Source organism: Calditerricola satsumensis (assembly GCF_014646935.1).
GTDB lineage: Bacteria > Bacillota > Bacilli > Calditerricolales > Calditerricolaceae > Calditerricola > Calditerricola satsumensis.
The window spans coordinates 1-24,263 of record NZ_BMOF01000039.1 but is presented as its reverse complement, the minus strand read 5'-3'; the positions used below and the strand labels follow the sequence as shown (position 1 = coordinate 24,263).

Here is a 24,263-nt window from a genome sequence, read left to right as displayed (position 1 = left end):
TTTGTTCCCTTGGCTTGGTTGACCTCGCATCCACAATTATTGACCTAGAGCCCACGGAACATTGACAAAAGGGAAACGGGCAGGCTATAATCAAACGTGTTGTCCTCGAGGTGAAAGGCATGATGATCCTTCGATTGCCCGAATTGGAAGGGCAGCAGGGCAAGGCGCTCCGCGTGCACGAGGTGTTTGCTGCCGACGAGCTGGCCCGCATGCACCCGCAAGTGCAGTCGCTGTCGCCGGTGACGATGGACGGCGAAGCGCGCTACGAAGCGGGCGAGGTGCGCGTTCACGGCACGTTGAGCGGTTCAATGGTGCTTTCCTGCTCGCGCTGTTTGAAGGCGTTTCCTTTTTCCTATTCCATTCCCGTGGACGAGCGCTTTGTGCGCGCCTCCGGAGACGAGGCGGCGGCCGAGGAGGACGATGAGGAGAACGTCCACGTCGTGGAAGGCGACACGGTCGACCTCAAGCCGTACCTGGTCGAGCTGATCGCGCTTTCCGTTCCGTTTGCGCCGCTGTGCGACGAGGCGTGCAAAGGCTTGTGCCCGCTGTGCGGCATCGATCGCAATGCGGAAACCTGCTCCTGCCGCACCGAGCGGATCGATCCGCGCCTGGCGGTGTTGGCCGAGCTTTTCGCCGACCAACAGGGGCAAACCGACAAGAAGGAGCCAAACGGGAAGTGACGCGAACCGAAGACTTCGAGGGGGTGGCAGCATGGCCGTACCTTTCCGGCGGACATCCAAGCAGCGCAAACGCAAGCGCCGCACGCACTTCAAGCTGGAGGTTCCGGGTCTCGTCCGGTGCCCGGAATGCGGTGAGCTGAAGCTCAGCCACCGCGTGTGCCCGTCCTGCGGCACGTACAAAGGCGTGCAGGTCATCAAAAAATAAATCAGAGGAAACCATCCGGATGCGTTCAACCCCGCGCCCGTGTCGGTGCGGGGTTTCGTGTTGCGTTCGCCCCCTTGTATTTTTTGGCGCGACAGCCTATACTAAAGCTAACCTTGTGAGCAGGTCATAAGAGAATCTCGTAACAGGTGGTGGTAGCCATTCGGCGGCTCCCGAAGCGTGAGCGCCAAAAAGCCCTGATGGCCCTCTTGGACGAGAATCCGGTCTTGACCGATGAAGAATTGGCGCAACGGTTTGGTGTCAGCGTGCAGACCATCCGCCTCGACCGCCTGGAGCTGGGCATTCCGGAGCTGCGCGAACGCCTGAAGGACGTGGCCCGCCGGCAATTGGACCCGATCCGTTCCCTGCGGCAGGATGAGGTGATCGGCGAGATTGTCGACCTCGAGCTGGATCGCTACGCCATTTCCATCCTCGACATCGGCGACGGCCACGTGTTCGCGCGCACAGGGATCGCCCGCGGCCACCACATTTTTGCCCAGGCCAACTCGCTGGCGGTGGCGGTCACCGACGCGGAGGTGGCGCTCACGGCTTCGGCGCGCATTCGCTTTGTGCGTCCCGTTTACCGCGGGGAGCGGCTCGTGGCGAAGGCCACCGTCGTCGCGTCCGATCCGGAGCGCAACCGCGTGCGGGTGGAAACGCGGGTTGGCGGCGAGCTGGTGTTCAGCGGCACGTTTACCGTCTACCGCGCGGCGCGCGATGCACAGCGAGAGGCAGGAGGGATCGCCGATGCGGATCGCCATTGACGCCATGGGCGGGGACCACGCGCCGCAGGCCATCGTCGACGGGGTGCTGCGCGCCGCAGCGGAACGCGCCGATGTGGAGTTTGTCCTGGTCGGCGACGAGGCCATCGTGCGCGCCTTGCGCGCGACATGGCCGCGCAATGTGCGCATCCGCCATGCGCCCGAGGCGATCGGCCCCGACGAGGAACCCGTGCGCGCCATCCGCCAGAAGAAGCGCTCCTCCCTCGTCATGACCGTGCAGATGGTGAACGACGGGGAGGCCGACGCCTGCATCTCCGCCGGCAACACCGGCGCGTACATGGCCGCGGCGCTCCTGTATGTCGGCCGCATGCCCGGCATTGAACGCCCGGCCCTCGCCCCGGTCTTTCCGACAACGGGGTCGTGGGGCGCCCTCGTGCTGGACGTCGGCGCCAACGTCGATGCCCGGCCGCAGCACCTGTTGCAGTACGCGGTAATGGGGAGCGTCTACGTGGCGAGCGTGGAGGGGGTGAAAAACCCCCGCGTCGGCCTGCTCAACATCGGCACCGAAGCGACGAAGGGCAACGAGCTGATGAAAGCGGCCTATGCCTTGCTGGAACAAGCCAACCTGAATTTCATCGGCAATGTCGAGGCGCGCGACGTGCTCGCCGGCGTGGCCGACGTCATCGTGTGCGACGGCTTTACCGGCAACGTCTTGCTCAAGGCGGCGGAAGGGACGGCAGAGGCCATCTTTCGCGTGCTGCGGGAAGAGCTGACTGGCCGGTGGACGCACAAACTGGCCGCGGCCCTCCTTCGCCCGGCCTTTCGCCGCCTGAAGGCGCGCATGGACTACAAGGAGCATGGCGGCGCCCCGCTTCTGGGGATCAACGGGCCTTGCATCAAGGCCCACGGGTCGTCGGACGCGCGCGCCATCCACAACGCCGTGCGGCAAGCCATCGCCTTTGTGGAGCGCGACGTGCTCGGCGCCATCTCACGACAATTCGGATAGGAAGGGAAGGCCGATGGAGCGATACGGGGTGGGCATCTTGGGAACGGGGTCGCACCTGCCGGAAAAGGTGCTGACCAACGCCGACCTGGAGAAGATGGTGGAGACGAGCGACGAGTGGATCGTGACGCGTACCGGCATTCGCGAGCGGCGCATCGCCCGGCCGGAAGAGGCGTCCTCCGATCTGGCCCTGGAGGCGGCGCGCAAGGCCCTCGACGCGGCCGGCGTGACGCCGGAGGCCCTCGACCTGATTGTCGTCGCCACGGTGACGCCGGACATGATGTTCCCGTCGACGGCGTGCATCGTGCAGGAAAAGCTGGGGGCCACGCGCGCGGCGGCCTTTGACCTCTCGGCGGCCTGCTCGGGCTTTCTGTACGGCGTGGCGGCAGCGGCCCAGTTCATCCAGACGGGCATGTACCGGTACGCCCTCGTCATTGGCGTCGACTGCCTGTCGAAGATCACCGACTGGACCGATCGCGCCACCTGCGTCCTCTTTGGCGACGGGGCCGGCGCGGTGGTGCTCGGCCCGGTGCCGGAGGGCTACGGCTTTCTGTCCTTTGAGCTGGGCGCCGACGGGAGCGGCGGCGACCTGCTGAAGCTGCCGGCCGGCGGCTCGCGCCTTCCCGCGTCGGAAAAGACGGTGCGCGGGCGGCAGCATTACATCGCCATGAACGGCAGCGAGGTGTTCAAGTTTGCCGTGCGCATTCTCGGCGCCGCGGCCGAGGAGGCGCTGAAGAAAGCGGGGCTGACCAAGGAAGACGTGGACTTTCTCGTTCCCCACCAGGCCAACTACCGAATCATCGACGCAGCCATGCGCCGCCTTGGGCTTGCGGAAGACAAAGTGGTGATCAACCTCGACCGCTACGGCAACATGTCGTCGGCGTCGGTCCCCGTCGCCCTCGACGAGGCGGTGCGCGCCGGGCGCATCCATGCGGGGGACCTTCTCGTCCTTGTCGGGTTTGGGGGCGGCCTCACGTGGGGCGCTGCGGTGCTGCGCTGGTGGGACGCGAAGAAGGAGGGATGAGGCATGGGCAAAGTGGCGTGGGTGTTTCCGGGACAGGGTTCGCAGGTGGTGGGCATGGGCAAGGCCATCGCCGAGGCGGACGCCGACGCGCGGGCGGTGTTTGACGCGGCCGACGAGGCGCTGGGGTTTGCCCTGTCGCGCCTCTGCTTCGAGGGACCGGAGGAGGAGCTGCGCCTCACCGTCAACACGCAGCCGGCCATCCTGACGACGAGCGCGGCCCTCCTGGCGGTGTGGAAAAAGGCCGCCCCTCGGCCCGATTTTGTGGCCGGGCACAGCCTCGGCGAGTATTCGGCCCTGGTGGCCGCGGAGGCCCTCTCCTTTGTCGACGCCGTGCGCATCGTGCGCCAGCGCGGGGCGTTCATGGAGGAGGCCGTTCCCGCCGGCCGGGGCGGCATGGCCGCCGTCCTCGGCATGGAACGGGAGGCCCTGCAGGCCATCGTGGAAGCGGTGTCCGCCGAAGGGGATGTCGTCGAGCTGGCCAACCTGAACTGCCCCGGGCAGATCGTCATCTCCGGCACGCGCGAGGGGGTGAAGAAGGCCGCCGAGCGGGCGCGGGAAGCCGGCGCGCGCCGCGTGCTGGAGCTCGCCGTGAGCGGCCCGTTCCACTCCTCGCTGATGAAGCCGGCCGCCGAGCGCCTGGCTAAGGTGCTCGTCGATGTGCCGCTGGCCGATGCGCGGGTGCCCGTCGTGGCCAACGTCACGGCCCGTCCTGTGACGCAGGCCGCGGAGATTCGCCGCCTGCTCGTGGAGCAGGTGGCCGCGCCGGTGCTGTGGGAGGACAGCGTGCGCACCATGCTGGAGGCGGGCGTTGACACCTTCGTCGAGATCGGGCCGGGCACGGTGCTCACCGGGCTGATCAAAAAGATCGACCGCCGGGCGCGGTGCTTCAATGTGCACGATCCGGCTTCCCTGGACAAGGCGCTGGCCGAGCTGGCATAACAATAGGAAACGGGCGAGCCGAACCGCCCGTCCCACACCCATCGGGAAAGGGAGTGAAGCGGTGAAGGACCGAGTGGCACTGGTAACCGGCGCCTCGCGCGGCATCGGCCGCGCCGTGGCCCTGGAACTGGCCGAAGCCGGCGCCCACGTGGTGATCAACTACGCGGGCAGCGAGGGGGCGGCGCTGGAGGTGGCGGAGCGCATCCGCGCAAAGGGGCGCGAGGCGCTCCTTGTGAGGGCGAACGTGGCAAGCGCCGACGACGTGGAGGCGATGGTGAAGCAGGTCCTCGACCACTTCGGCCGTGTCGACATCCTCGTCAACAACGCCGGGATCACGCGCGACAACCTCGTCATGCGCATGAAGGACGAGGAATGGGACGAGGTGCTCGCCGTCAACTTGAAGGGCGCCTTCCTCTGCGCCAAGGCGGTGGCCCGTCCCATGATGAAACAGCGCTACGGGCGCATCGTCAACATTTCCTCGGTCGTGGCCCTGCGCGGCAATGCGGGGCAGGCCAACTACGTGGCGGCCAAGGCCGGCCTCATCGGCCTGACCAAGACGCTGGCCCGCGAGCTGGCTTCGCGCGGCATTACCGTCAATGCCGTGGCCCCGGGGTTTATCGTCACCGACATGACGGCCAAACTGGGGGACGACGTCCGCGAGGCGCTCCTTGCGCAGATCCCGCTTGGCGCCTTCGGACGCCCGGAAGACGTGGCCAAGGCGGTGCGTTTTCTCGCCTCCGACGACGCCGCCTACATCACGGGACAGGTGCTGTGCGTCGACGGCGGCATGGCGATGTAGCTTTTCTTCCCCAAGGGTTTTTCGTATAATACGGCAAGGGAGGTGAAGGAAACCATGTCCGATACCTTTGAGCGCGTGAAGCGCATCATCGTCGATCGCCTCGGCGTCGACGAGTCGGAAGTGACGATGGACGCGTCCTTCAAGGAAGACCTGGGCGCCGACTCGCTGGACATCGTCGAGCTCGTGATGGAACTGGAAGACGAGTTCGACATGGAGATCTCCGACGAGGATGCGGAGAAGATTACGACCGTTGGGCAAGCTGTGGAATACATAAATTCGCGCCTGCAGTCGTAAGCGCAACAAAGTCCCGTGTGCCCCGCGGGACTTTCTCCGCATCTGGGCCCGCTTCGCGCGCACAGGCCGACGGATGAAGACGTGCGGACGGCGAGGTCCGTCTCTTTCATAGAGGTGAACCCGATGGAAAAGCGTCGAGTGGTGATTACCGGCGTGGGGGTTGTCTCGCCGGTGGGAAACGATGCCCGGACCTTTTGGGCGTCGCTTCTGGCCGGCAAGTCCGGCATCGGTCCCGTAACGCTCTTTGATGCCAGCGAGTTCCCCACGCGGATTGCCGGCGAGGTGAAGGATTTCGACCCGTCGGCATACATGGACAAAAAGGATGTCAAGCGAACCGACCGCTTTGTGCAGTTTGCCATCGCGGCGACGAAAATGGCCCTCGAAGATGCCCGGCTGAAGGTCGAGGAGCTGGATCCGGAACGCATCGGCGTCTACATCGGCTCGGGGATCGGCGGGCTGGCCACGTGGGAGGAGCAGCACCGCGTCCTCTTGGAGAAGGGGCCGCGACGGGTGAGCCCCTTCCTCATCCCGATGATGATCGCGAACATGGCTTCGGGTCAGGTGTCGATCCACTTTGGCCTCAAGGGGCCGAACAGCGCGCCCATTTCCGCCTGCGCCACCGGCACCCACGCCATCGGTGACGCGTTTAAGATCATCCAGCGCGGCGAAGCCGACGTGATGGTCGCCGGCGGGACGGAGGCGACGATCCGGCCGCTCGCCTTTGCCGGCTTCTGCGCGGCCAAGGCGATGTCGACGCGCAACGACGAACCGGAGAAGGCCAGCCGGCCTTTCGACAAGGACCGCGACGGGTTCGTCATGGGTGAAGGTGCGGGCGTGCTCATCCTCGAGGAGCTCGAGCACGCCAAGCGCCGCGGCGCGCCGATCCTCGCCGAGGTGATCGGCTACGGCATGAGCGCCGACGCCTTCCACCTCACCCAGCCCGATCCCGACGGCGACGGGGCCAAGCGGTCGATGCTGGCGGCGATCCGCGACGCCGGCATCCGGCCGGAGGAGGTGGACTACATCAACGCCCACGGCACGTCGACGGAGCTGAACGACAAGATTGAGACGCAGGCCATCAAGGCGGCCTTCGGCGAACACGCCTACAAGCTGGCCGTCAGCTCGACGAAGTCGATGACCGGCCACATGCTCGGGGCGGCGGGGGCGGTGGAAGCGATCGCCACGGCGCTGGCCCTGCGTGACCAGATCCTCCCGCCGACGATCAACTACGAGACGCCCGATCCCGAGTGCGATCTGGATTACGTGCCCAACGAGGCGCGGCGCGCACGGGTGCAGGTGGCGTTGTCCAATTCCTTTGGCTTCGGCGGGCACAACGCCACGATCGCCTTGAAGCGGTACGAGGGGTAAGGGGGCGCGTGCCAGGAGGGAAACCACCCATGGATTGGGAGACGCTTCAGGCGCGGCTGGGCATCCGGTTTCGCAACCTCGCGCTGTACGAGCAGGCGTTTACCCATTCGTCCTATGTCAACGAGCACAAGCGGGAGCACATCCAGGACAACGAGCGCCTCGAGTTTCTCGGCGACGCCGTGTTGGAACTGGCCATCTCGCAGTTCCTGTTCCAGACCTTTCCCCACATGTCCGAAGGGGAAATGACCAAGCTGCGCGCGGCCATCGTCTGCGAGCCGTCCCTCGTGTCGTTTGCCGAGGAGCTGGGGTTCAAACATTTGATCCGTCTCGGCAAGGGAGAAGAGCTGACCGGCGGTCGCCACCGGCCGTCCCTTCTGGCGGATGTCTTCGAAGCGTTTGTCGGCGCCTTGTACCTCGATCAGGGGCTCGACGCCGTGTTCGCCTTCCTCGACAAGGTCGTCTTCCCGCGCGTGCTTCGGGGCGACTTTGCCCACACCACCGATTACAAAAGCCTGCTGCAGGAGCTCGTGCAGCAGGACAACCTGGGCGAGCTGACGTATCGCATCGTGGAAGAGCGCGGTCCAGCGCACAACCGGGAGTTTGTCTCCGAGGTGCTGCTCAACCAGCAATCGCTTGGCCGCGGGCGCGGACGTTCCAAGAAAGAGGCGGAACAGAACGCGGCGGCCATGGCCCTCCAGGTGCTGGGCGCGCGGCGATAACCACGCATACCGGCGGCGTGCGGTGCGCCGCCTTTTTTCACGCGTACGGAAACGCGGGGGTGCAAGAGAACGAAAGGGTGAACCGCGATTGTACCTGAAGCGGATCGAGCTTTTGGGCTTTAAGTCCTTTGCCGACCGCACGGTGCTGGAGTTCGGTCCCGGCATCACGGCGGTGGTGGGGCCCAACGGGAGCGGGAAATCGAACATCACCGACGCCGTGCGCTGGGTGCTGGGCGAACAGAGCGCCAAGACGCTGCGCGGATCGAAGATGGAAGACGTGATTTTCGCCGGCTCCAGCGCGCGCCGGCCGAAGCACTATGCGGAAGTGTCGCTCACCCTGGACAACCAGAGCGGTGCGCTGCCCCTCGAGTATGCGGAAGTGACCGTCACGCGCCGCGTCTACCGGACAGGGGAGAGCGAGTACGCCATCTGCGGCCAGCCGTGCCGGCTGAAGGACATCGCCGAGCTCTTTTACGACACCGGCGTGGGCAAGGAGGCGTACGCCCTCATCGGGCAGGGGCGCGTTGAGGAGATCATCGCCGCCAAGCCCGAGGAGCGGCGCGCGATGTTTGAAGAGGCGGCCGGCATCGTGAAAACGAAGGCCCGCAAGCGCGAGGCGCAGCGCAAGTTGGAGGAGACCGAGGCCAACCTGACGCGTCTGGCCGACATCCTGGTCGAGCTGGAGAACCAGCTGGGCCCCCTGGCCGAGCAGGCGGAGAAGGCCCGGCGCCATCAGGCCCTCGCCGACGCTCTGCGCGAGCGGGAAATCGGCCTGTTGGTCCACGACATCGCCCGGCGCCACGCGCGGTGGAACGCGGCCAAGGAGGTCCTGGCCCAATGCCAGGCCGCCCACAACGCGCTGGCGGATGAGCTGGCGAGGCGCGAAGCAGCCGTTGCCGAGGCGCAGGCGGCCTTCGCCCGGCTGGAGGCCGAGCGGGAGGCCTTGCAGCAGGAGCTCCTCGCCTTGAGCGAAGAGGGGGAGAAAACGGAAGGCCAGCGCGACGTGCTGCGCGAACGCCTTCGCCACCTCGACGAGCGGCTGGCCGAGGCCGAGAAGACGGCTGCGGCATTGGTCGAACGTGAAGCGGCCCTGGAGGCGGCAATCCGCCGGCAGCGCGCGGCGCGGGCGGAGTTGGCCGCCGCGGCCGAGCGCCTCGAGCGGCAGGTGGCGGAGGAACAAGAGCGCCTGGCCGAGGGGGAGGAGGCCCTGCGCGCGGCGCTGGAACAAAAAAAGGCGGCCTACATCGACCTGCTGAACGCATCTGCGGCCGTCCGCAACGAGATCCGCACTGCCGAGCAGCATGTCGCCCAATTGCGCCAGCGCCTGGAGCGCCTTCGCGCGTCGCGGGAGGAGCTGGCGACGGCGCTGCGCGAAAAGGAGACCGAGGAGCAGGCGGCGCGGGAGGCCCTCGCGCGGGCGCAGGAGGAGCTCGCGGGCTGCCTTGGCCTCTTGCGCGAGGCGACGGCGCGCCAGCGCCAGGCGGCCGTGCGCGCCGATGAGCTGCGCGAGGCCCTGCGGCGCGCCCAGGGGCGGCGGGAAACCCTGGAAGCGCGCCAGAGCGTGCTGCGGGAGCTGAAGGAAGGCTATCAAGGCTATGTCCAGGGCGTGCGCGAGGTGCTCCAAAACCGCGAGGCCATCGGCGGGATTCACGGGGCGGTGGCCGAGCTCGTGTCGGTGCCCAAGGCTTATGAGCTGGCCGTGGAGACGGCCCTCGGCGGGGCCCTGCAGCACGTGGTGGTGGACGACGAGGCGGCCGGCCGCCGGGCCATCCAGTTCCTCAAGGAGCGCAAGGCGGGACGGGCCACCTTCCTCCCCCTCGACGTCATCCGCGGGCGGGAGCTGTCCGCCGCCGAGCGGAACAAGCTGGCCGCCTGCCCCGACGTGGTGGGAGTGGCCGCCGATCTGGTGCGCTGCGAATCGCGTTACCGCGATGTGGTGTCCAACCTGCTCGGCACCGTGGTGGTGGTGAAGGACCTCGAGGCGGCCAACCGCGTGGCGCGCCTTTTGGGGTACCGCCACCGCGTCGTGACCCTGGACGGGGACGTGGTCAACCCGGGCGGCAGCATGACCGGCGGCTTTTCCAAAAAGGGCGGCGACGCGGCGTCCCTGCTTGGCCGCCAGCGCGAACTGGACCAGGTGACGCGCGAACGAGAGGCGGTGACGGCGGAATGCGCCCGCCTCGAGCGGGAGGCGGCCGCCGCCCGCGAGCGGCACGCGGCGCTGGAGGCCGAGGTGGACCGGCTGCGCGCGCGCATCGAGGCGCTGATGAAGGAGGAGCAGCGGTGCAAGGAGGCGGTGCACGCGCGGCAGGTGGAGGCGGGTGCTTTGCGCGAGCGCCTGGCCTTGCTGGAAGCTGACGAGCGCCTCTACACCCAGGAGATTGCGCGCCTTGAGGCCGAGTTGTCCCGTGCCCGCGAGCATCTTGCGTCCCTGGCGGCGGAGGAGGAGGCCTTGGCCGCGGACATCCGCGCCGGGGAAGAGGCCCTCGCGGCCAAGGCCCGGGACCGCGAGGCGCTCCACGCGCGCGTGACGGGCCTCAAGGTGGAACTGGCCCGCGTGCGCGAGCAGGTGGAGGCCCGCCAGGCGGAGGAGGAGCGGCTGCGCCGGGAACGGAAGCAGGTGGCGGCCGAGCGCGCCGCCCTCGCCGAGCAGGTGGCTGCCTGGCAGGCGCAGCGTCGCCAGGAGGCGGAGCAGCTGGCGGAAACGGAGCGGCGCCTGGCCGAGCTGAAAGCGACGCGCGGGCGCGTGGCCCAGCGGCTTTCGGCGCTGGCCGACGAGCGGGAGGGCCGGCGCGCGGCCCTTGCCGAGCAGGAGGCGGCGCTGCGTGCCCTGCGCCAGCGGCTCCACGAGGCAGAGGAGCGCCTGCGTCAGGCAGAGGTGCGCGCAAGCCGCGAAGACGTGGAGCTGGAGAACGCCCTCGCCGCGCTGCGCGAGCGCTACGGCCTGTCCTACGAGCTGGCCCGCGAGCGCTATGCGCCGCCGGAAGACGTGGAGGCGGCGCGGCGCGAGGTGGAACGCCTCCGCGCGGAGATGGACGCGCTGGGGCCCGTCAACCCGGGAGCGATCGAGGAATACGAACGGCTGGCCGAGCGTTACCGGTTTTTGACGGAGCAGAAGGCCGACCTGGAAGCGGCCAAGGCCGGCTTGTACCGGATGATCGCCGAACTGGACGAGGAGATGGCCAAGCGCTTTGCCCACACCTTTGCCGCGGTGCGGGATGCGTTTCAGCATGTGTTCCGCCATCTGTTCGGCGGCGGCAAGGCCGACCTCGTCCTCGTCGACCCGAGCGACCTCCTCGCCACCGGCGTCGAGATCGTCGCCCAGCCGCCGGGCAAGAAACCGCAGGTGCTGTCGCTTCTTTCGGGCGGCGAGAAGGCGCTGACGGCCATTTCGCTCCTTTTTGCCTTTCTTCACGTCAAGGCGGTGCCCTTCTGCATCCTCGACGAGGTGGAAGCGGCCCTCGACGAGGCCAACGTGCGCCGCTTTGCCCGCTACCTGCGCCGCTTTGCCGACCGGACGCAGTTCATCGTCGTCACGCACCGCAAGGGCACAATGGAGGAAGCCGATGCCCTGTACGGCGTGACCATGCAGGAGTCCGGCGTGTCCAAGCTGGTGTCGGTGCGGCTGGAGGATGCCCAGCGGCTCGTCTCGGCGTAAGGCCCGGAACGATTCCGGTTTCCCGTCCTTGCCAAAACGAAAGGAGGATGCCCATGAGCGTGTTCCGCAAGCTCAAGGAAGCCCTCGCGGCCAAGGCGGAAGAGGTGACGGCCAAGTTTCGCGACGGCCTGGCCAAAACGCGCGCTTCCCTGGCCGAAAACGTCGAGACCCTCTTCCGGCGCGCCAAGGCGATTGACGAGGACTTCTTCGAGGAACTGGAGGAGATTCTGATCGCCGCCGACGTGGGCGTGAAAACCGCCCTGGCCCTTGTGGACGAGCTGCGCGAGGCGGCGGCCGAACAGAAGATTCGGGACGCGGCGGAGCTGAAGCCGCTGCTCGTCGAAAAGCTGGTTGCGCTCATGGCCGAGGGGCAGGAGGGGGCGTCCCTGAACCTCAACCCGGACGGCCTGACCGTCATCCTGTTTGTCGGCGTCAACGGCGTGGGGAAGACGACCACCATCGGCAAGCTGGCCCATCGCCTCAAGCAGGAAGGGAAGAAGGTGCTCCTCGCCGCCGGCGACACCTTCCGCGCCGGGGCCATCGAGCAGCTGGAGGCGTGGGGGCGGCGCGTGGGCGTCGAGGTGATCCGCCACCAGGCGGGCGCCGATCCGGCCGCCGTGATCTACGACGCCATCCAGGCGGCCAAGGCGCGGGGAGCGGACGTGCTCCTCTGCGACACCGCCGGCCGACTGCAGAACAAGGCCAACCTGATGGAGGAGCTGAAGAAGATCGTCCGCGTCATCGCGCGCGAGGTGCCTGGCGCCCCGCAGGAGACCCTCCTCGTCGTCGATGCCACCACCGGCCAGAACGCCCTTTCCCAGGCCAAAACCTTCGGCGAGGCGGCCAAGGTGACGGGCATCGTGCTGACGAAGCTGGACGGCACGGCGAAGGGCGGCATCGTCCTCGCCATCCGTCGCGAGCTCGGCGTGCCGGTGAAGTTCGTCGGCCTCGGCGAAAAGCCGGACGATCTCGTGCCCTTCGACGCCGAGCCGTTTGTGGCCGGCCTGTTTGCCGGGTGGCTGGAGCGGACGGATGAGGCCGAACAGCCGGGCGCGGCCGGGTGACGGCGCCGGCGCGTTCGCTGTCAACCTCTTGCCCTTGACAGGTCCGCTTCCTTTCGCTATGCTAGATCCGTAAAGGGAAACGCCTTGACAGCGCCGCGAGGGAGCCATGCTCGAGAAGACGAACCGCCTCAACCTGCTGTACGATTTTTACGAGCCGCTCTTGACGGACAAGCAAAAGCGCTACCTCGAGGACTACTATGTGCATGACTGCTCGCTCGGCGAGATCGCCGAAGCGCACAACGTGAGCCGTCAAGCGGTCTACGAGCAGCTCAAGCGGGCGGAAGCCCTGCTGGAAGCGTACGAAGCCAAGCTCGGCCTCCTCCGCAAGCACGAGGAGCGCCTCAGCCTCATCGCCCGCCTGCGCGCCCTTCTCGAGGCAAAAGGGTGCCTGGGCGCCGAAGCGGAGCGGCTGCTCGCCCAACTGGCGGAGGCCGATTAGGGGGAAGCCGCATGCTGTTCGAAAGCCTGACCAGCCGACTGCAGGAGACGTTCCAAAAACTGCGCGGAAAGGGCAAGGTGACGGAGGCCGACGTCAAGGAGGCGATGCGCGAGGTGCGCCTCGCCCTCCTCGAGGCCGACGTCAGCCTCGACGTGGTGAAGGACTTCATCGCCCGCGTCCGCGAGCGCGCCGTGGGGCAGGAGGTGCTCAAAAGCCTCACCCCGGCGCAACAGGTGATCAAGATCGTCCACGACGAGCTGACCGCCTTGATGGGCGGCCAGGCGGCGAAGCTGGAGCTGGCCCCCACGCCGCCGACCGTCATCCTGATGGTCGGCTTGCAGGGGGCGGGGAAGACGACGACGACCGGGAAGCTGGCCCGCTACCTGCAGAAGCAAGGGAAGAAGCCGCTCCTCGTCGCCGCCGACGTGTACCGCCCGGCGGCCATCCGCCAGCTGCAGGTCCTCGGCGAGCAAATTGCCGCGCCCGTCTTCACCATGGGCGAGGGGGCCGATCCCGTTGACATCGCCAAGGCGGGCGTCGAGCACGCCAAGGGGGAACGCCTCGACGTCGTACTCATCGACACCGCCGGCCGGCTGCACGTTAACGAGGAGCTGATGGACGAGCTGGCGCGCATCCGCGACGCGGTGCAGCCGACGGAGATCCTCCTCGTCGTCGACGCCATGACCGGCCAGGACGCCGTCAACGTGGCGCGTACGTTCCACGAACGGCTCGGCCTCACCGGCGTCATCCTCACCAAGCTCGACGGCGACACGCGCGGCGGGGCGGCCCTGTCGGTGCGGGCCGTCACCGGCTGCCCGATCAAGTTTGCCGGGATGGGCGAAAAGCTTGACGCCCTCGAGCCCTTCCATCCCGACCGCATGGCCTCGCGCATCCTCGGCATGGGCGACGTGCTGACGCTGATCGAGAAGGCGCAAGCGGCCGTCGATGCGGAAAAGGCGGCCGAAATGCAGCAGAAGCTTATCCGCGCCGAGTTCACCTTCGACGACTTCCTCGAGCAGCTGCGCGCCGTCCGCCAGATGGGGCCCCTCGAGGAGCTGTTGGCCATGCTCCCGGGCATGGGCCAGCTCAAGGGGATGAAGGACCTCAAGGTGGACGAGAAGCAGCTCAAGCGCATCGAGGCGATCATCCTGTCGATGACCCCGGAGGAGCGGGCCAATCCCGACATCCTCAATCCCAGCCGCAAGCGGCGCATCGCGGCGGGCAGCGGCACGTCGCTCCAGGACGTCAACCGGCTCGTCAAGCAGTTTGAAGAGATGCGCAAGCTGTTCAAGCAGTTCGGCAAGATGGCCAAGCAGGCCAAAAAGCGGCGCGGCTTTCGCCTGCCGTTTTTCCCGACGTGACGATCCCATTCGTTTGGATTCCTTCCGGAGGTGACCGCAGCATGGCTGTCAAAATTCGTCTGAAGCGCATGGGCGCCAAGAAGAAGCCCTTTTACCGCATCGTCGTGGCCGACTCCCGCGCGCCGCGCGACGGCCGCTTCATCGAGGAGATCGGCTACTACAACCCGGTGACCGAGCCGGCCGAGATCAAGATCAACGAAGAGAAGGCGATCAAGTGGCTCCTCACCGGGGCGCAGCCGACGGACACGGCGCGCAGCTTGCTGAGCAAGGCCGGCATCCTGAAGAAGGTGCACGAGATCAAGTACGAAAACAAACAGTAAGGGCTTGCGCAACGCGGAGGCGAGCCGATGAAGGCGCTGGTCGAGCTGATTGCCAAGGCGTTGGTGGACCACCCGGACGACGTGTGCGTGCGAGAGGTGGTGCAAGGCCGGACGGTGGTGTACAAGGTCTCCGTGCATCCCGACGACGTGGGCAAGGTGATCGGCAAACAGGGCCGCACGGCCAAGGCGCTGCGTACCGTGGTGAGCGGTGTGGCGGCGCGGGAAGGGAAGCGGGTGAGCGTGGACATCCTGTGACGGGTTGGGGCGTTCCCAACCCGTCTTTTCCGCGTGACGGGTCCCATGTTTGCGCCTGCGTGGGGAGGCGAAAGGCAATGCGAATCCGCAGGCCGGTTCAGGTAAAACTGATCTTGACCGAACCGACGCGCAACCGTTTTCTTGGGGAGATTGAGGAGCAGGTGAAGCGGCTGCGCATGGAGCTGGAGCAGCTGCAGTTCCAGGGGAAGAAGCTGTTGTCCGATGCCCAGCGAAGGGGGCCAGCCGCTGTGGAGATGGTTCGGGAACGCCTGGCGCGGGAAGAGCGGGCGCGCCGGGAGCGCATCGAGGCGCTGAAGGCGCAGGCCGAGCAGTTGCGCGCGCTGCCCGAGGGAAGCGAGGTTCTCTACACCACGGTGGAGAGCGACGTGGAGATTCGCGTCGGCGACGACTGGAACGCCCTGATGAGTGGGGCCGAGATCGTCATCAAGGACGGCGTCGTCGTCGCCATCCGAGACGGGAGGATGCCGCATGGCACCGAAACGGTATAACGTCGGCAAGCTGGTCAACACCCATGGCATTCGCGGCGAGGTGCGGGTCATCTCCATCACCGACTTTCCTGAGCAACGCTATCGGAAGGGGAGCCGGCTCTGGCTTTCCCATCCCGATTTTCCGCAGCCGATCGAGCTGGTCGTGGAAAGCCACCGGCGGCACAAACAATTTGACCTCCTCAAGTTCGAGGGGTACGATTCGATCAACGACGTGGAGAAGTTTAAGGGCGGCATGCTCCAGGTGGACGAGGCCGACCTCGAGCCGCTGCCTGAAGGCGAGTACTACTACCATGAAATCATCGGCTGTACAGTGGTGACGGAGGAGGGTGAGGAGCTCGGCACAGTGAAGGAGATCCTGTCCCCCGGCGCCAACGACGTGTGGGTGGTGAAGCCCAAGGACGGCGGAAAGGACATCCTCATCCCTTACATCGACGACGTCGTCAAGGACGTGGACGTCGCCAATCGGCGGGTGACGGTTCATCTGCTTCCCGGCCTGGTGGATTGAGGGGGGATCTCCGCATGCGCATCGACGTCCTGACCCTCTTTCCCGAGATGTTCCCCGGCGTGCTGGGCGCCAGCATCCTGGGCAAGGCCCAAGAGCGGGGCCTGGTGACGATCAACGTGGTGAACTTCCGCCAGTATGCCGGCAACAAGCACGGCACGGTGGACGATACCCCCTATGGCGGCGGCGCCGGGATGGTGCTCAAGCCCGAGCCGATCTTTCGCGCGGTGGAGGCCATCCTGGAGGAGGTGCCGGAGACGAAGCCGCGCATCATCCTCCTGTGCCCGCAAGGCCGAACCTTTCGCCAGGAGATCGCCGAGGAGCTGGCCCAAGAGGAGCACCTCATCTTCCTCTGCGGGCATTATGAAGGCTTCGACGAACGGGTGCGCCAGCATTTGGCCACGGATGAGCTGTCCATCGGCGACTATGTCCTTACCGGGGGCGAGCTGCCGGCGATGGTGATCATCGACGCGGTGGTGCGCCTCCTGCCCGGCGTCCTCGGCAACGAGGAGTCGGCGCGCACCGACTCCTTCGCCACCGGGCTTCTCGAACACCCGCACTACACGCGGCCGGCCGACTTTCGCGGCTGGAAGGTGCCCGAGGTGCTCTTGTCGGGTCACCACGCGAACATCGCGCGGTGGCGGAAAAAGGAGGCGCTCCGGCGGACGATGGAGCGGCGACCGGACCTCCTGGAGCGCCTCGAGTGGGACGACGAGCTGCGCGAGCTGTACGAGGAGATCCTGCGCGGCGAGTGAGCGGCACAGGTGGGTGAAGGGGCCGCCGGTGGCTGCGGTTGCCTGCCCACCTTTTGTTGTGCTACAATACCCCTTGTGGCGCCAAAATGGGTGCGAGCAAGACGGTCCGCTGCCTGCTGCGCAGGCATGAACGTCTGAAGAGGAGGGAAGCACGATGCATCCGCTTGTTCGCGAGATCCAGAAGGAGCAAATGCGCCAGGACCTGCCGGAGTTTCGCCCGGGCGACACGGTGCGCGTGCACGTGAAGGTCGTCGAAGGGCAGCGCGAACGCGTGCAGGTGTTTGAGGGCGTTGTCATCGCTCGCCGCGGCTCGGGCCTGAACGAGACCTTTACCGTGCGCAAGGTCTCCTACGGCGTCGGCGTGGAGCGGATCTTCCCCGTTCATTCGCCGAAAATCGAGAAGATTGAAGTGGTGCGCCGCGGGAAGGTGCGTCGCGCGAAGCTGTACTACCTGCGCGAACGCGTCGGGAAGGCGGCGCGGATCAAGGAAGCGTAAGGGTGCGGACGGGAGGGACTTGGTTGCCAAGTCCCTCTTTTGCCATGTTGGCGCGAGGGGGAGCGAGATGGACCACGTGAACGAAACGGCCGCGAGCGGGTTGGGGGAGGAACAAGGCCTCCCGCCGCGCAAAGCGAAGGGCGGCGAGCTGTGGGAGTGGACCAAAGCGCTGGCCATCGCGTTGGCGGTGGCCCTGGGCATCCGGTGGTTCCTGTTTGCCCCGTTTGTGGTGGACGGCTCGTCCATGCTGCCGAACCTCCACGACCGGGATCGGCTGATTGTCAACAAGCTGGCCTATCGCATCGGCGAGCCCAAGCGGGGCGACGTCGTCGTCGTCTACATCCCGTCGGAGGACCGCGACTTCATCAAGCGCGTGATCGCCGTCGGCGGGGAAACCGTGGAGATGAAGAACGACGTGCTGTACATAAACGGCAAGCCGGTGGAGGAACCGTATCTGAAACGGGCCAAGGAAGAGGCCCATGCCCGCGGCGAGCTGTACACGCTGGATTTCGGCCCGGTCACGGTGCCGGAGGGGCATGTTTTCGTTTTGGGGGACAACCGCGGCAATTCCAAGGACAGCCGCCTGCTCGGCCCCCTGCCCCTCGAACACGTGGTCGGGCGGGCCGACGTGATCTTCTGGCCGCTGAAGGACTTCGGATGGGTGCGATAGGAGGCGCAACGTGACGATCCAGTGGTTTCCGGGCCACATGGCCAAAGCCCGCCGCCAAATCGAAGAGCGGCTGAAGGTGATCGATGTCGTCGTGGAGCTGGTGGACGCGCGCGTGCCCGCCTCCAGCCGGAACCCGATGATCGACGAGATCGTCGGCGCCAAGCCGCACCTGTTGCTCCTGAACAAGGCCGATCTGGCCGACCCGCGCGCCACCGCCGCCTGGATCGACTGGTTTGCCGCGCGGGGCGTGTCCGCCTTGCCGATCGACGCCCAGAGCGGCAAGGGGGTGGAGCGCATCGCCGCGCGCTGCAGGGAGCTGGCCCGGCCGGTGCTGGAGCGGCGGGCCCAGAAAGGCATGGCCGTGCGGGCCGTGCGGGTGATGATTCTCGGCATTCCCAATGTCGGCAAGTCGACGCTGATCAACCGCCTGGCCGGGCGAGCCGCCGCCCGCGTCGGCGACCGGCCGGCGGTGACCAAGGCGCAGCAGTGGGTGCGCGTTGGACGCGAGCTGGAGCTGTTGGACACGCCGGGCATCCTGTGGCCGAAGTTTGACGATCCCGAAGTGGGGCTGAAACTGGCGGCGACGGGGGCGATCAAGGACGAGATCCTGCCCCTTTACGACGTGGCCCTGTTCGCCGTGGGCTACCTCATGGCGCATTACCCGGAGCGCCTGCGGGAGCGGTACAAGCTGGCCGACTGGCCGATTGATCCCGGCGCCATGCTGGAGCGCATCGGCCGCGCCCGCGGCTTGTTGGTCAGCGGGGGCGTCATCGACGTGGACAAGGCGGCCGAGGTGTTCCTCCGCGATCTTCGGGCCGGCCGTCTCGGGCCGCTGACCTTTGACTGGCCGCCGGAAGAGGCCGAGGAACGGAACGATTCCCCATAGCCAGAAAAGAACCACAAAAACCGGAAACGGGAGACGAGTGGTGGGCCATGGACGTGCAATCGTGGTCCGTTGCGGCCATCGCGCGGTGGCTGCACGAGCAGGACGAGGTTGACCCCGACACGCTGCGCCGCCTGGCCGAGGACAGGCGCGCCGGCGTGCGGCGCGCCGTCGCCCAGTGGCAGCGGAAAAAGGCGCAGGAAGCGGCCCAGCGGGCGCGGTGGGAGGCGATGACGGCGTGGGAGCGGCGCCTGCGCGCCGAAGGGTTTGTGCGCATTGCCGGCGTCGACGAGGTGGGACGAGGACCGCTGGCCGGCCCGGTGGTGGCCGCGGCGGTGATCCTGCCCCCCGACGCCTACCTGCCGGAGCTGGACGATTCGAAAAAGCTGACCCCCCGGCAGCGCCTTGACTTGGACGAGGCCATCCGTCGCACGGCGCTGGCGGTGGGCATCGGGCTGGCGACGGTTGAGGAGATCGACGAGCTGAACATCTACCACGCCGCCCGCTTGGCGATGAAGCGAGCGGTGGCGCAGCTTGCGCCCGAACCGGACGCGCTGCTCCTCGACGCGATGACGTTGCCCGACCTGGCCGTGCGCCAGGAGGCCGTGGTGAAGGGCGACGCCCGCAGCGTGTCGATCGCCGCCGCGTCGGTCGTGGCCAAGGTGGCCCGCGACCGCATGATGGAGGCGGCGGCGCACCTGTACCCGCAGTACGGCTTTGAGCGCAACGCCGGGTATGCCACCTCCGAGCACCTTGCCGCCCTCGAGCGGTACGGCCCCTGCCCGCTGCACCGCCGTTCCTTCGCCCGCGTGCAGGCGGCGCAACTGGCCATGGAGTGGTCGTGATCCGTTGGGAAAGAAAATTGAGCGGTTGACCGTCCTCCGGTTAGCAGGAGGACGTTTTTTGTGCGGCGAAAAGAGTAGGGTGGATCTGCCAAGAGGCCCGATGGCGACAGGTTAACAGAAGATTTTTTATGTAAACTTTGGGGCCTTGCCGTCGGGCGAGAGCGAGGGAGCGAGCGGTGCAGATTTTCGCCCACACGTTGCCGCTTGTGAGCAAGGCGGGGACGCTCATGCCGCCCCCCTTGTCGTTACGGCCCGGACAGGTCGTGCTGGCCACCGTGGTCCAGGTCTATGGGGAGCAGGCCCTGGTGCGCATCGGCGAATACGTCCTGCGGGCGGCGCTGTCGGTGCCGCTGGAGCCGGGTGCCCGCGTCTGGTTGCAGGTGCAGGACGCCGCGTGGCCGCTCGTCCTGCGCGTCCTCCCGCCGCTGCCCCGGGAGGCGGGGCACTCGGGTTCTTCGCGAGCCCCGAACGAGGCGGCAATCCTTCGCGCGCTGGGCTTGCCGGCAGACGACGCGGCTCTCCGTGCCCTCCGCGCCCTGGTGGCGGCCGAATTGCCCGTCACGCGGGAGGCCGTCGAAGCCTTGCGCGCCTATCTCGTTGCGCGCGGCGGAACGCTGACGGAAACGGAGACGTCCGCCGCGCTGGCGGCGCTGCTGCGCGGCCTGCCCCTCACGCCGGCGACGGTGGAGGCCTTGCATGCCTTTTCGTTTGGCCCCGGGTTGGCGGCCTTGTGGGTGCGGTTTGTCGAGGCGGCCCAGGCCCAGCTTGCGGGGCGAGGCGATGCGGCCGCGGCCAGCGCGCCGGTACCGGACGGGCGCGAGGCGGGCGGGAACGCCGTGGCGGCGCTCCTTGCCCAGCTCCTTCAGCTGGGGCCGCGGGTCTTTCTGCGCGCCGAACGGCCAAAACCCGATTGCCTGCGGCGGGCCTTGCGCCTGCTTGGCCTGGAGCTTGAGACGACGTTCGCGGCGCGGCGGCGTCACGGCGCCCCGGAGGAGGAGAATGCGGCGGAGACGCTCAAGGGGCTTCTCCTCCGCCTGCTCGAACACGAAGCCAGCCTGTCGGAACCGCTGCGTCAGGCCGCCCAGCAGCTGCTCCGCCATCTGGTGGGCCAGCAGCTGGCGCTCCTCTCCGATCCCCAAGCCCCCTTTGTGCATGCCATCCTGCAGCTGCCCCTCCCGTTCGGGGATCCGCGCGAGACGGCCACGCTGCACGTCGCCGCGCGCAAGGAGGGGGCGAAGGTCGACGCCGATTGCCTGCACCTCTACCTGTCCCTGCCCCTGCCCCATTGCGGCGACACCGCCGTGGCCGCCGACGTTTACGAGGGCCATCTGACCGTGACGGTGTGGACCCGGCACCCCGGTGCCGAAGACGCCGTTCACCGGTGGGCACCCTGGTTTGCCGAACGCCTGGCCGCGTGCGGGTTTCGCCTGTGCGCCCTGCGCTGGAAGCCGCTCGATGGCGACCCGGAAAAGACCCCGCCGGTCTTGCCGGCGATCATCCGGTACAAAGGAGTGGATGTGCGCGTATGACCGCCCAAGACGACCGGCAACGCCAGGCAGATCCGCTGCGCCGGGCGGTAGCCCTCAGGTACGACCCGCCGCGGGATGAAGCGCCGCGGGTGGTGGCCAAAGGGGCGGGCGCGGTGGCCGAACGGATCATCGCCGAAGCGCGCGCCCACGGGGTTCCCCTCCATGAAGACCCCGCGTTGGTGGCCGTGCTCAGCCAACTCGACCTGGACCAGGTCATTCCCCCGTCCCTCTATCCGGTCGTGGCCGAGATCCTCGCCCTCCTCTACCGCACCGATCGCACGGTGGGGCAGCGGGAGGCGGCCTCTTCATGAACCGGGACAGGGGGAACGGTGACCATCCGCGCGTCAAGCGCCCCGACGCCCGCCGCCTGTTGGGCCGGCGCAGCGAGGAGGCGGCTCGCCGGTACCTGGAGCAAAAGGGGTACGCCGTCGTCGCGACGAATGTCGCCGTGCGGTGGGGCGAGATCGACCTCGTCGTCGAGAAGGACGGGTGGCTCGTGTTCGTCGAGGTGCGCGCCAAAACGGGCGAGCGGTTCGGCAGCGGCGCCGAATCGGTGGACGCGCGAAAGGTGGCCCGCATCCGCCGCGTTGCCGCCTGGTTTCTGCAGCGCACGGGGCGCACCGAGGCGCGCGTGCGCTTCGACGTGCTTTCCTTGCGCTGGGAAGGGCCGCATCGCGTCCGCGTGCGGCATATAGAAAACGCCTTTTAGGCCGGGTGCCGAGAGGAAGGGGGAAGGGGAATGGACCGTCCGGTGGCCCTCATCACCGGGACGTCGAGCGGCATCGGGTATCGGGCCGCGCTGGCCTTTGCGCGGGAAGGCTACCGCGTCGCCGCGACGATGCGCAACCTGGACGCGCGCGACCGGCTGCTGAACGAGGCTCGGCAACGGGGCGTGGCCGACCGCATCGAGGTGCATCGGCTCGACGTAACCGACGCCGAGGCGGCTCGCGGGTGGTGGCCGCCGTCGTCGACCGCTGGGGGCGGATCGACCTCCTCGTCAACAACGCCGGGATGGCCGTCGGCGGCTTTGTCGAGGAGGTCGACCTGGAGGCGTGGGAGGAGCAATTCGCCGTCAACGTGTGGGGCCTGGTGGCCATGACGAAGGCCGTCCTGCCCGTGATGCGCCGGCAGAAAAGCGGCAAGATTCTCAACATCAGCAGCGTGGCCGGCCGGTTCGGCTTTCCGGGCCTCGCGCCCTATGCGGCGTCGAAATTTGCCGTCGAGGGGCTGAGCGAGGCGCTGCGCCTCGAGCTTCTGCCCTTCGGCATCCACGTGGTGCTGATCGAGCCCGGCGCGTTCCGCACGGCGATCTGGGAAAAGGGGCTCGGCCGCATCGCGAGCGATCCCGGGTCGCCGTACGCGGTAATGGCCGCGCGCCTCGCCCAGCAGGTGCAGCGCACGGCCCAGACGGCCCCGCCGCCCGACGCCGTCGTGGCCACGCTGCTCAAGGCAGCGCGCGCCAAGCGGCCCAAGCTGCGCTACGTGGTGGGGACGGGCGCGCGGAGGCTGCTGTGGCTCAAGGCGCTCCTGCCGTGGAGGGTGGTGGAGCGGGCCGTGCTTCGTGCGTTGACCGGTGGCGCCAACGGGCGGTGAGGCTCGACTGGGAAGGGAGCGAGCGGGTATGTACGCCAAAGTGCTGAGCGCGGCGGTGCTCGGCGTCGACGGGTTTCTCGTCGAGGTCGAGGTGGACATCGCGAACGGGCTGCCGCAAACGGAGATCGTCGGGTTGCCGGACACCGCCGTGCGGGAAGCGCGGGAACGGGTGCGCGCGGCGGTGCGCAACAGCGGGGCTGCTTATCCCGTCCAGCGCATCACGGTCAACCTGGCGCCGGCCGATGTGCGGAAGGAAGGGGCCGCCTTTGATCTGGCTATCGCCCTCGGCGTGCTGGTGGCCAGCGGGCAATTGGCGGCCGACGCGCTGAACGGGGTGTTGGTGCTCGGCGAATTGGCCCTCGACGGCGCCCTTCGTCCCGTTCCGGGGGTGCTGCCGATGGCGCTGGCGGCAAAGGAGAAGGGCCTCGGGACGATTCTCCTGCCGCAGGCCAACGCGGCGGAGGCGGCGGTGGTGAGCGGGATCCGGATCATTCCCGTCGGTTCGCTGCGAGAGGCGCTGGCCGTGTTGAAGGGTGAGGCGCCCCTGCCGTCCTGGACGGGCCCGGCGGCGCCACCGGCGCGCGAGCGGGCAACCGGGCTCGATTACGCCGAGGTGCGGGGCCAGTTTCACGCCAAGCGGGCCCTGGAGGTGGCTGCCGCGGGCCGGCACAATGTGCTCCTCGTGGGGCCGCCCGGTTCCGGCAAGACCATGCTGGCCCAGCGCCTGCCGAGCATTTTGCCGCCCTTAAGCGAGGCGGAGGCGCTGGAGGTGACGAAAATCTACAGCGTGGCCGGGCTGCTCACCCGGGGCGGCGGCCTCGTCACCGAACGCCCCTTCCGCGCTCCCCATCACACCATCTCCCCTGCGGGGATGATCGGGGGCGGCAGCGTGCCCCGACCGGGAGAGGTGAGTTTGGCCCACCGCGGGGTGCTGTTTTTGGACGAAGGGCCCGAATTTTCCCGCAGCGTACTGGAAGTCTTGCGCCAGCCCCTGGAAGACGGGTACGTCACGATCGGCCGGGCGCGGGCGGTGGTGCGTTATCCGGCGCAGTTCCTGCTCGTTCTCTCGATGAACCCTTGCCCGTGCGGGTACTTCGGGTCCGACGCGGCGTGCCATTGCACGCCAGGCCAGGTGCAGCGCTACCGCGGCCGCTTGTCGGGTCCGCTCCTGGACCGCATCGACCTCCACGTGAACGTTCCGCGCCAAACGTACCGCGAATGGGCGGCGGAGGCCAAATGCGAGCCGTCGGCGGCCATCGCCGCGCGCGTGCGGCAAGCGTGGGCCATGCAGGCCGAACGGTTTCGCGGCACGGGCGTTACGTGCAACGCCGAAATGACGCCGGCGCTGCTGCGGCGCCATTGCGTCTTGAGGCGGGAGGCGGCCTCGCTTCTGCGCCGGGCCTTTGATGCCCTTGGGCTCTCTGCGCGGGCCCACGACCGGATCTTGAAGGTGGCGCGCACCATCGCCGACCTGGCCGGTTCGGAGACGGTGGAAGCCGAACACGTGGCCGAGGCGATCCAGTACCGAATGCTGGACCGGCCGGGCGAGGGGTTGTTGGGGTGAGTTGTCCTTTATGAGCATTCCTGTAATGAAACATGCGGGGGTTTGAGCAAATGAAAACCTCCTGATATCG

Annotated in this window: 27 protein-coding genes and 1 pseudogene; all 28 read left to right on the top strand. The window is 67.7% G+C overall.

Annotated elements, in window-relative coordinates:
• The first annotated feature begins 122 nt into the window (after positions 1–122).
• Complete coding sequence (locus tag IEX61_RS09135) at positions 123–680, top strand: YceD family protein (RefSeq protein ID WP_188817716.1); 558 nt, start codon at positions 123–125, stop codon at positions 678–680.
• Between the two features lie 31 nt (positions 681–711).
• Positions 712–885: a 50S ribosomal protein L32 gene (gene rpmF / locus IEX61_RS09130; protein WP_054673168.1), complete on the top strand. Its 174-nt coding sequence runs from the start codon at positions 712–714 to the stop codon at positions 883–885.
• 149 nt (positions 886–1,034) lie between these two features.
• Complete coding sequence (gene fapR, locus IEX61_RS09125; protein WP_157057928.1) at positions 1,035–1,646, top strand: transcription factor FapR; 612 nt, start codon at positions 1,035–1,037, stop codon at positions 1,644–1,646.
• A complete protein-coding gene (gene plsX, locus IEX61_RS09120) occupies positions 1,630–2,610 on the top strand; it encodes a phosphate acyltransferase PlsX (protein WP_188817714.1) in 981 nt (326 codons plus the stop codon). Before fapR ends, plsX begins: the two co-directional genes overlap by 17 nt.
• Positions 2,611–2,623: 13 nt before the next feature.
• The gene (locus IEX61_RS09115) at positions 2,624–3,631 is read left to right on the top strand and encodes a beta-ketoacyl-ACP synthase III (RefSeq protein ID WP_188817712.1); all 1,008 of its coding nucleotides are present in this window, start codon (positions 2,624–2,626) and stop codon (positions 3,629–3,631) included.
• A gap of 3 nt (positions 3,632–3,634) precedes the next feature.
• A complete protein-coding gene (fabD, locus tag IEX61_RS09110) occupies positions 3,635–4,570 on the top strand; it encodes an ACP S-malonyltransferase (protein ID WP_188817710.1) in 936 nt (311 codons plus the stop codon).
• Positions 4,571–4,631: 61 nt separating this feature from the next.
• Positions 4,632–5,369, top strand: a complete 738-nt coding sequence (gene fabG, locus IEX61_RS09105) for a 3-oxoacyl-[acyl-carrier-protein] reductase (RefSeq protein WP_229725809.1) — start codon at positions 4,632–4,634, stop codon at positions 5,367–5,369.
• A 54-nt stretch (positions 5,370–5,423) separates the two neighbouring features.
• A complete protein-coding gene (gene acpP / locus IEX61_RS09100) occupies positions 5,424–5,663 on the top strand; it encodes an acyl carrier protein (RefSeq protein ID WP_054672931.1) in 240 nt (79 codons plus the stop codon).
• A gap of 123 nt (positions 5,664–5,786) precedes the next feature.
• A complete protein-coding gene (gene fabF / locus IEX61_RS09095) occupies positions 5,787–7,031 on the top strand; it encodes a beta-ketoacyl-ACP synthase II (RefSeq protein ID WP_188817707.1) in 1,245 nt (414 codons plus the stop codon).
• Between the two features lie 29 nt (positions 7,032–7,060).
• Positions 7,061–7,750: a ribonuclease III gene (gene rnc, locus IEX61_RS09090; RefSeq protein WP_054673008.1), complete on the top strand. Its 690-nt coding sequence runs from the start codon at positions 7,061–7,063 to the stop codon at positions 7,748–7,750.
• Between the two features lie 88 nt (positions 7,751–7,838).
• Complete coding sequence (gene smc / locus IEX61_RS09085; RefSeq protein WP_188817705.1) at positions 7,839–11,408, top strand: chromosome segregation protein SMC; 3,570 nt, start codon at positions 7,839–7,841, stop codon at positions 11,406–11,408.
• A gap of 53 nt (positions 11,409–11,461) precedes the next feature.
• Positions 11,462–12,472 (top strand): signal recognition particle-docking protein FtsY, encoded by a 1,011-nt coding sequence (gene ftsY / locus IEX61_RS09080; RefSeq protein ID WP_188817703.1) that lies wholly within the window; start codon positions 11,462–11,464, stop codon positions 12,470–12,472.
• A 106-nt stretch (positions 12,473–12,578) separates the two neighbouring features.
• The gene (locus IEX61_RS09075) at positions 12,579–12,911 is read left to right on the top strand and encodes a putative DNA-binding protein (protein ID WP_188817701.1); all 333 of its coding nucleotides are present in this window, start codon (positions 12,579–12,581) and stop codon (positions 12,909–12,911) included.
• An 11-nt stretch (positions 12,912–12,922) separates the two neighbouring features.
• Complete coding sequence (gene ffh / locus IEX61_RS09070; protein WP_054672091.1) at positions 12,923–14,272, top strand: signal recognition particle protein; 1,350 nt, start codon at positions 12,923–12,925, stop codon at positions 14,270–14,272.
• Between the two features lie 41 nt (positions 14,273–14,313).
• Positions 14,314–14,592, top strand: a complete 279-nt coding sequence (gene rpsP, locus IEX61_RS09065) for a 30S ribosomal protein S16 (protein WP_054672093.1) — start codon at positions 14,314–14,316, stop codon at positions 14,590–14,592.
• A 27-nt stretch (positions 14,593–14,619) separates the two neighbouring features.
• Positions 14,620–14,847: a KH domain-containing protein gene (locus IEX61_RS09060; RefSeq protein WP_054672095.1), complete on the top strand. Its 228-nt coding sequence runs from the start codon at positions 14,620–14,622 to the stop codon at positions 14,845–14,847.
• 77 nt (positions 14,848–14,924) lie between these two features.
• Positions 14,925–15,356 (top strand): YlqD family protein, encoded by a 432-nt coding sequence (locus IEX61_RS09055; RefSeq protein WP_188817699.1) that lies wholly within the window; start codon positions 14,925–14,927, stop codon positions 15,354–15,356.
• Positions 15,337–15,861, top strand: coding sequence for a ribosome maturation factor RimM (gene rimM / locus IEX61_RS09050; protein WP_054672099.1), 525 nt, complete (start codon positions 15,337–15,339; stop codon positions 15,859–15,861). The genes IEX61_RS09055 and rimM overlap by 20 nt, the downstream gene beginning before the upstream one ends.
• Before the next feature lie 14 nt (positions 15,862–15,875).
• Positions 15,876–16,613, top strand: a complete 738-nt coding sequence (gene trmD, locus IEX61_RS09045) for a tRNA (guanosine(37)-N1)-methyltransferase TrmD (RefSeq protein ID WP_188817697.1) — start codon at positions 15,876–15,878, stop codon at positions 16,611–16,613.
• Positions 16,614–16,767: 154 nt separating this feature from the next.
• The gene (gene rplS / locus IEX61_RS09040; protein ID WP_054673338.1) at positions 16,768–17,109 is read left to right on the top strand and encodes a 50S ribosomal protein L19; all 342 of its coding nucleotides are present in this window, start codon (positions 16,768–16,770) and stop codon (positions 17,107–17,109) included.
• A gap of 67 nt (positions 17,110–17,176) precedes the next feature.
• Entirely contained in the window at positions 17,177–17,779 is a 603-nt protein-coding gene (gene lepB / locus IEX61_RS09035) for a signal peptidase I (protein WP_083463162.1), read from the top strand.
• A 10-nt stretch (positions 17,780–17,789) separates the two neighbouring features.
• Entirely contained in the window at positions 17,790–18,665 is an 876-nt protein-coding gene (ylqF, locus tag IEX61_RS09030) for a ribosome biogenesis GTPase YlqF (RefSeq protein ID WP_188817696.1), read from the top strand.
• 53 nt (positions 18,666–18,718) lie between these two features.
• On the top strand, positions 18,719–19,507 hold the full coding sequence (gene rnhB, locus IEX61_RS09025; protein WP_188817718.1) for a ribonuclease HII: 789 nt from the start codon (positions 18,719–18,721) through the stop codon (positions 19,505–19,507).
• Between the two features lie 176 nt (positions 19,508–19,683).
• Positions 19,684–21,036: a hypothetical protein gene (locus IEX61_RS09020; protein WP_188817694.1), complete on the top strand. Its 1,353-nt coding sequence runs from the start codon at positions 19,684–19,686 to the stop codon at positions 21,034–21,036.
• Positions 21,033–21,347 carry an EscU/YscU/HrcU family type III secretion system export apparatus switch protein gene (locus IEX61_RS09015; protein WP_188817691.1) on the top strand — a complete coding sequence of 105 codons (315 nt, stop codon included), beginning with the start codon at positions 21,033–21,035 and terminating at the stop codon, positions 21,345–21,347. Before IEX61_RS09020 ends, IEX61_RS09015 begins: the two co-directional genes overlap by 4 nt.
• Positions 21,344–21,745 (top strand): YraN family protein, encoded by a 402-nt coding sequence (locus IEX61_RS09010; RefSeq protein ID WP_054673278.1) that lies wholly within the window; start codon positions 21,344–21,346, stop codon positions 21,743–21,745. Before IEX61_RS09015 ends, IEX61_RS09010 begins: the two co-directional genes overlap by 4 nt.
• A gap of 30 nt (positions 21,746–21,775) precedes the next feature.
• Positions 21,776–22,629, top strand: a pseudogene (locus IEX61_RS09005) (SDR family oxidoreductase).
• 28 nt (positions 22,630–22,657) lie between these two features.
• Positions 22,658–24,193, top strand: coding sequence for a YifB family Mg chelatase-like AAA ATPase (locus IEX61_RS09000; RefSeq protein WP_188817689.1), 1,536 nt, complete (start codon positions 22,658–22,660; stop codon positions 24,191–24,193).
• The last annotated feature ends 70 nt before the right edge of the window (positions 24,194–24,263 follow it).

Coding starts and splice junctions, on each gene's coding strand:
- IEX61_RS09135 (WP_188817716.1), top strand. CDS start 123: ATGATCCTTCGATTGCCCGAATTGGAAGGGCAGCAGGGCAAGGCGCTC.
- rpmF (WP_054673168.1), top strand. CDS start 712: ATGGCCGTACCTTTCCGGCGGACATCCAAGCAGCGCAAACGCAAGCGC.
- plsX (WP_188817714.1), top strand. CDS start 1,630: ATGCGGATCGCCATTGACGCCATGGGCGGGGACCACGCGCCGCAGGCC.
- IEX61_RS09115 (WP_188817712.1), top strand. CDS start 2,624: ATGGAGCGATACGGGGTGGGCATCTTGGGAACGGGGTCGCACCTGCCG.
- fabD (WP_188817710.1), top strand. CDS start 3,635: ATGGGCAAAGTGGCGTGGGTGTTTCCGGGACAGGGTTCGCAGGTGGTG.
- acpP (WP_054672931.1), top strand. CDS start 5,424: ATGTCCGATACCTTTGAGCGCGTGAAGCGCATCATCGTCGATCGCCTC.
- fabF (WP_188817707.1), top strand. CDS start 5,787: ATGGAAAAGCGTCGAGTGGTGATTACCGGCGTGGGGGTTGTCTCGCCG.
- rnc (WP_054673008.1), top strand. CDS start 7,061: ATGGATTGGGAGACGCTTCAGGCGCGGCTGGGCATCCGGTTTCGCAAC.
- ftsY (WP_188817703.1), top strand. CDS start 11,462: ATGAGCGTGTTCCGCAAGCTCAAGGAAGCCCTCGCGGCCAAGGCGGAA.
- IEX61_RS09075 (WP_188817701.1), top strand. CDS start 12,579: ATGCTCGAGAAGACGAACCGCCTCAACCTGCTGTACGATTTTTACGAG.
- ffh (WP_054672091.1), top strand. CDS start 12,923: ATGCTGTTCGAAAGCCTGACCAGCCGACTGCAGGAGACGTTCCAAAAA.
- rpsP (WP_054672093.1), top strand. CDS start 14,314: ATGGCTGTCAAAATTCGTCTGAAGCGCATGGGCGCCAAGAAGAAGCCC.
- IEX61_RS09060 (WP_054672095.1), top strand. CDS start 14,620: ATGAAGGCGCTGGTCGAGCTGATTGCCAAGGCGTTGGTGGACCACCCG.
- IEX61_RS09055 (WP_188817699.1), top strand. CDS start 14,925: ATGCGAATCCGCAGGCCGGTTCAGGTAAAACTGATCTTGACCGAACCG.
- rimM (WP_054672099.1), top strand. CDS start 15,337: ATGGCACCGAAACGGTATAACGTCGGCAAGCTGGTCAACACCCATGGC.
- trmD (WP_188817697.1), top strand. CDS start 15,876: ATGCGCATCGACGTCCTGACCCTCTTTCCCGAGATGTTCCCCGGCGTG.
- rplS (WP_054673338.1), top strand. CDS start 16,768: ATGCATCCGCTTGTTCGCGAGATCCAGAAGGAGCAAATGCGCCAGGAC.
- lepB (WP_083463162.1), top strand. CDS start 17,177: ATGGACCACGTGAACGAAACGGCCGCGAGCGGGTTGGGGGAGGAACAA.
- IEX61_RS09015 (WP_188817691.1), top strand. CDS start 21,033: ATGACCGCCCAAGACGACCGGCAACGCCAGGCAGATCCGCTGCGCCGG.
- IEX61_RS09010 (WP_054673278.1), top strand. CDS start 21,344: ATGAACCGGGACAGGGGGAACGGTGACCATCCGCGCGTCAAGCGCCCC.
- IEX61_RS09000 (WP_188817689.1), top strand. CDS start 22,658: ATGTACGCCAAAGTGCTGAGCGCGGCGGTGCTCGGCGTCGACGGGTTT.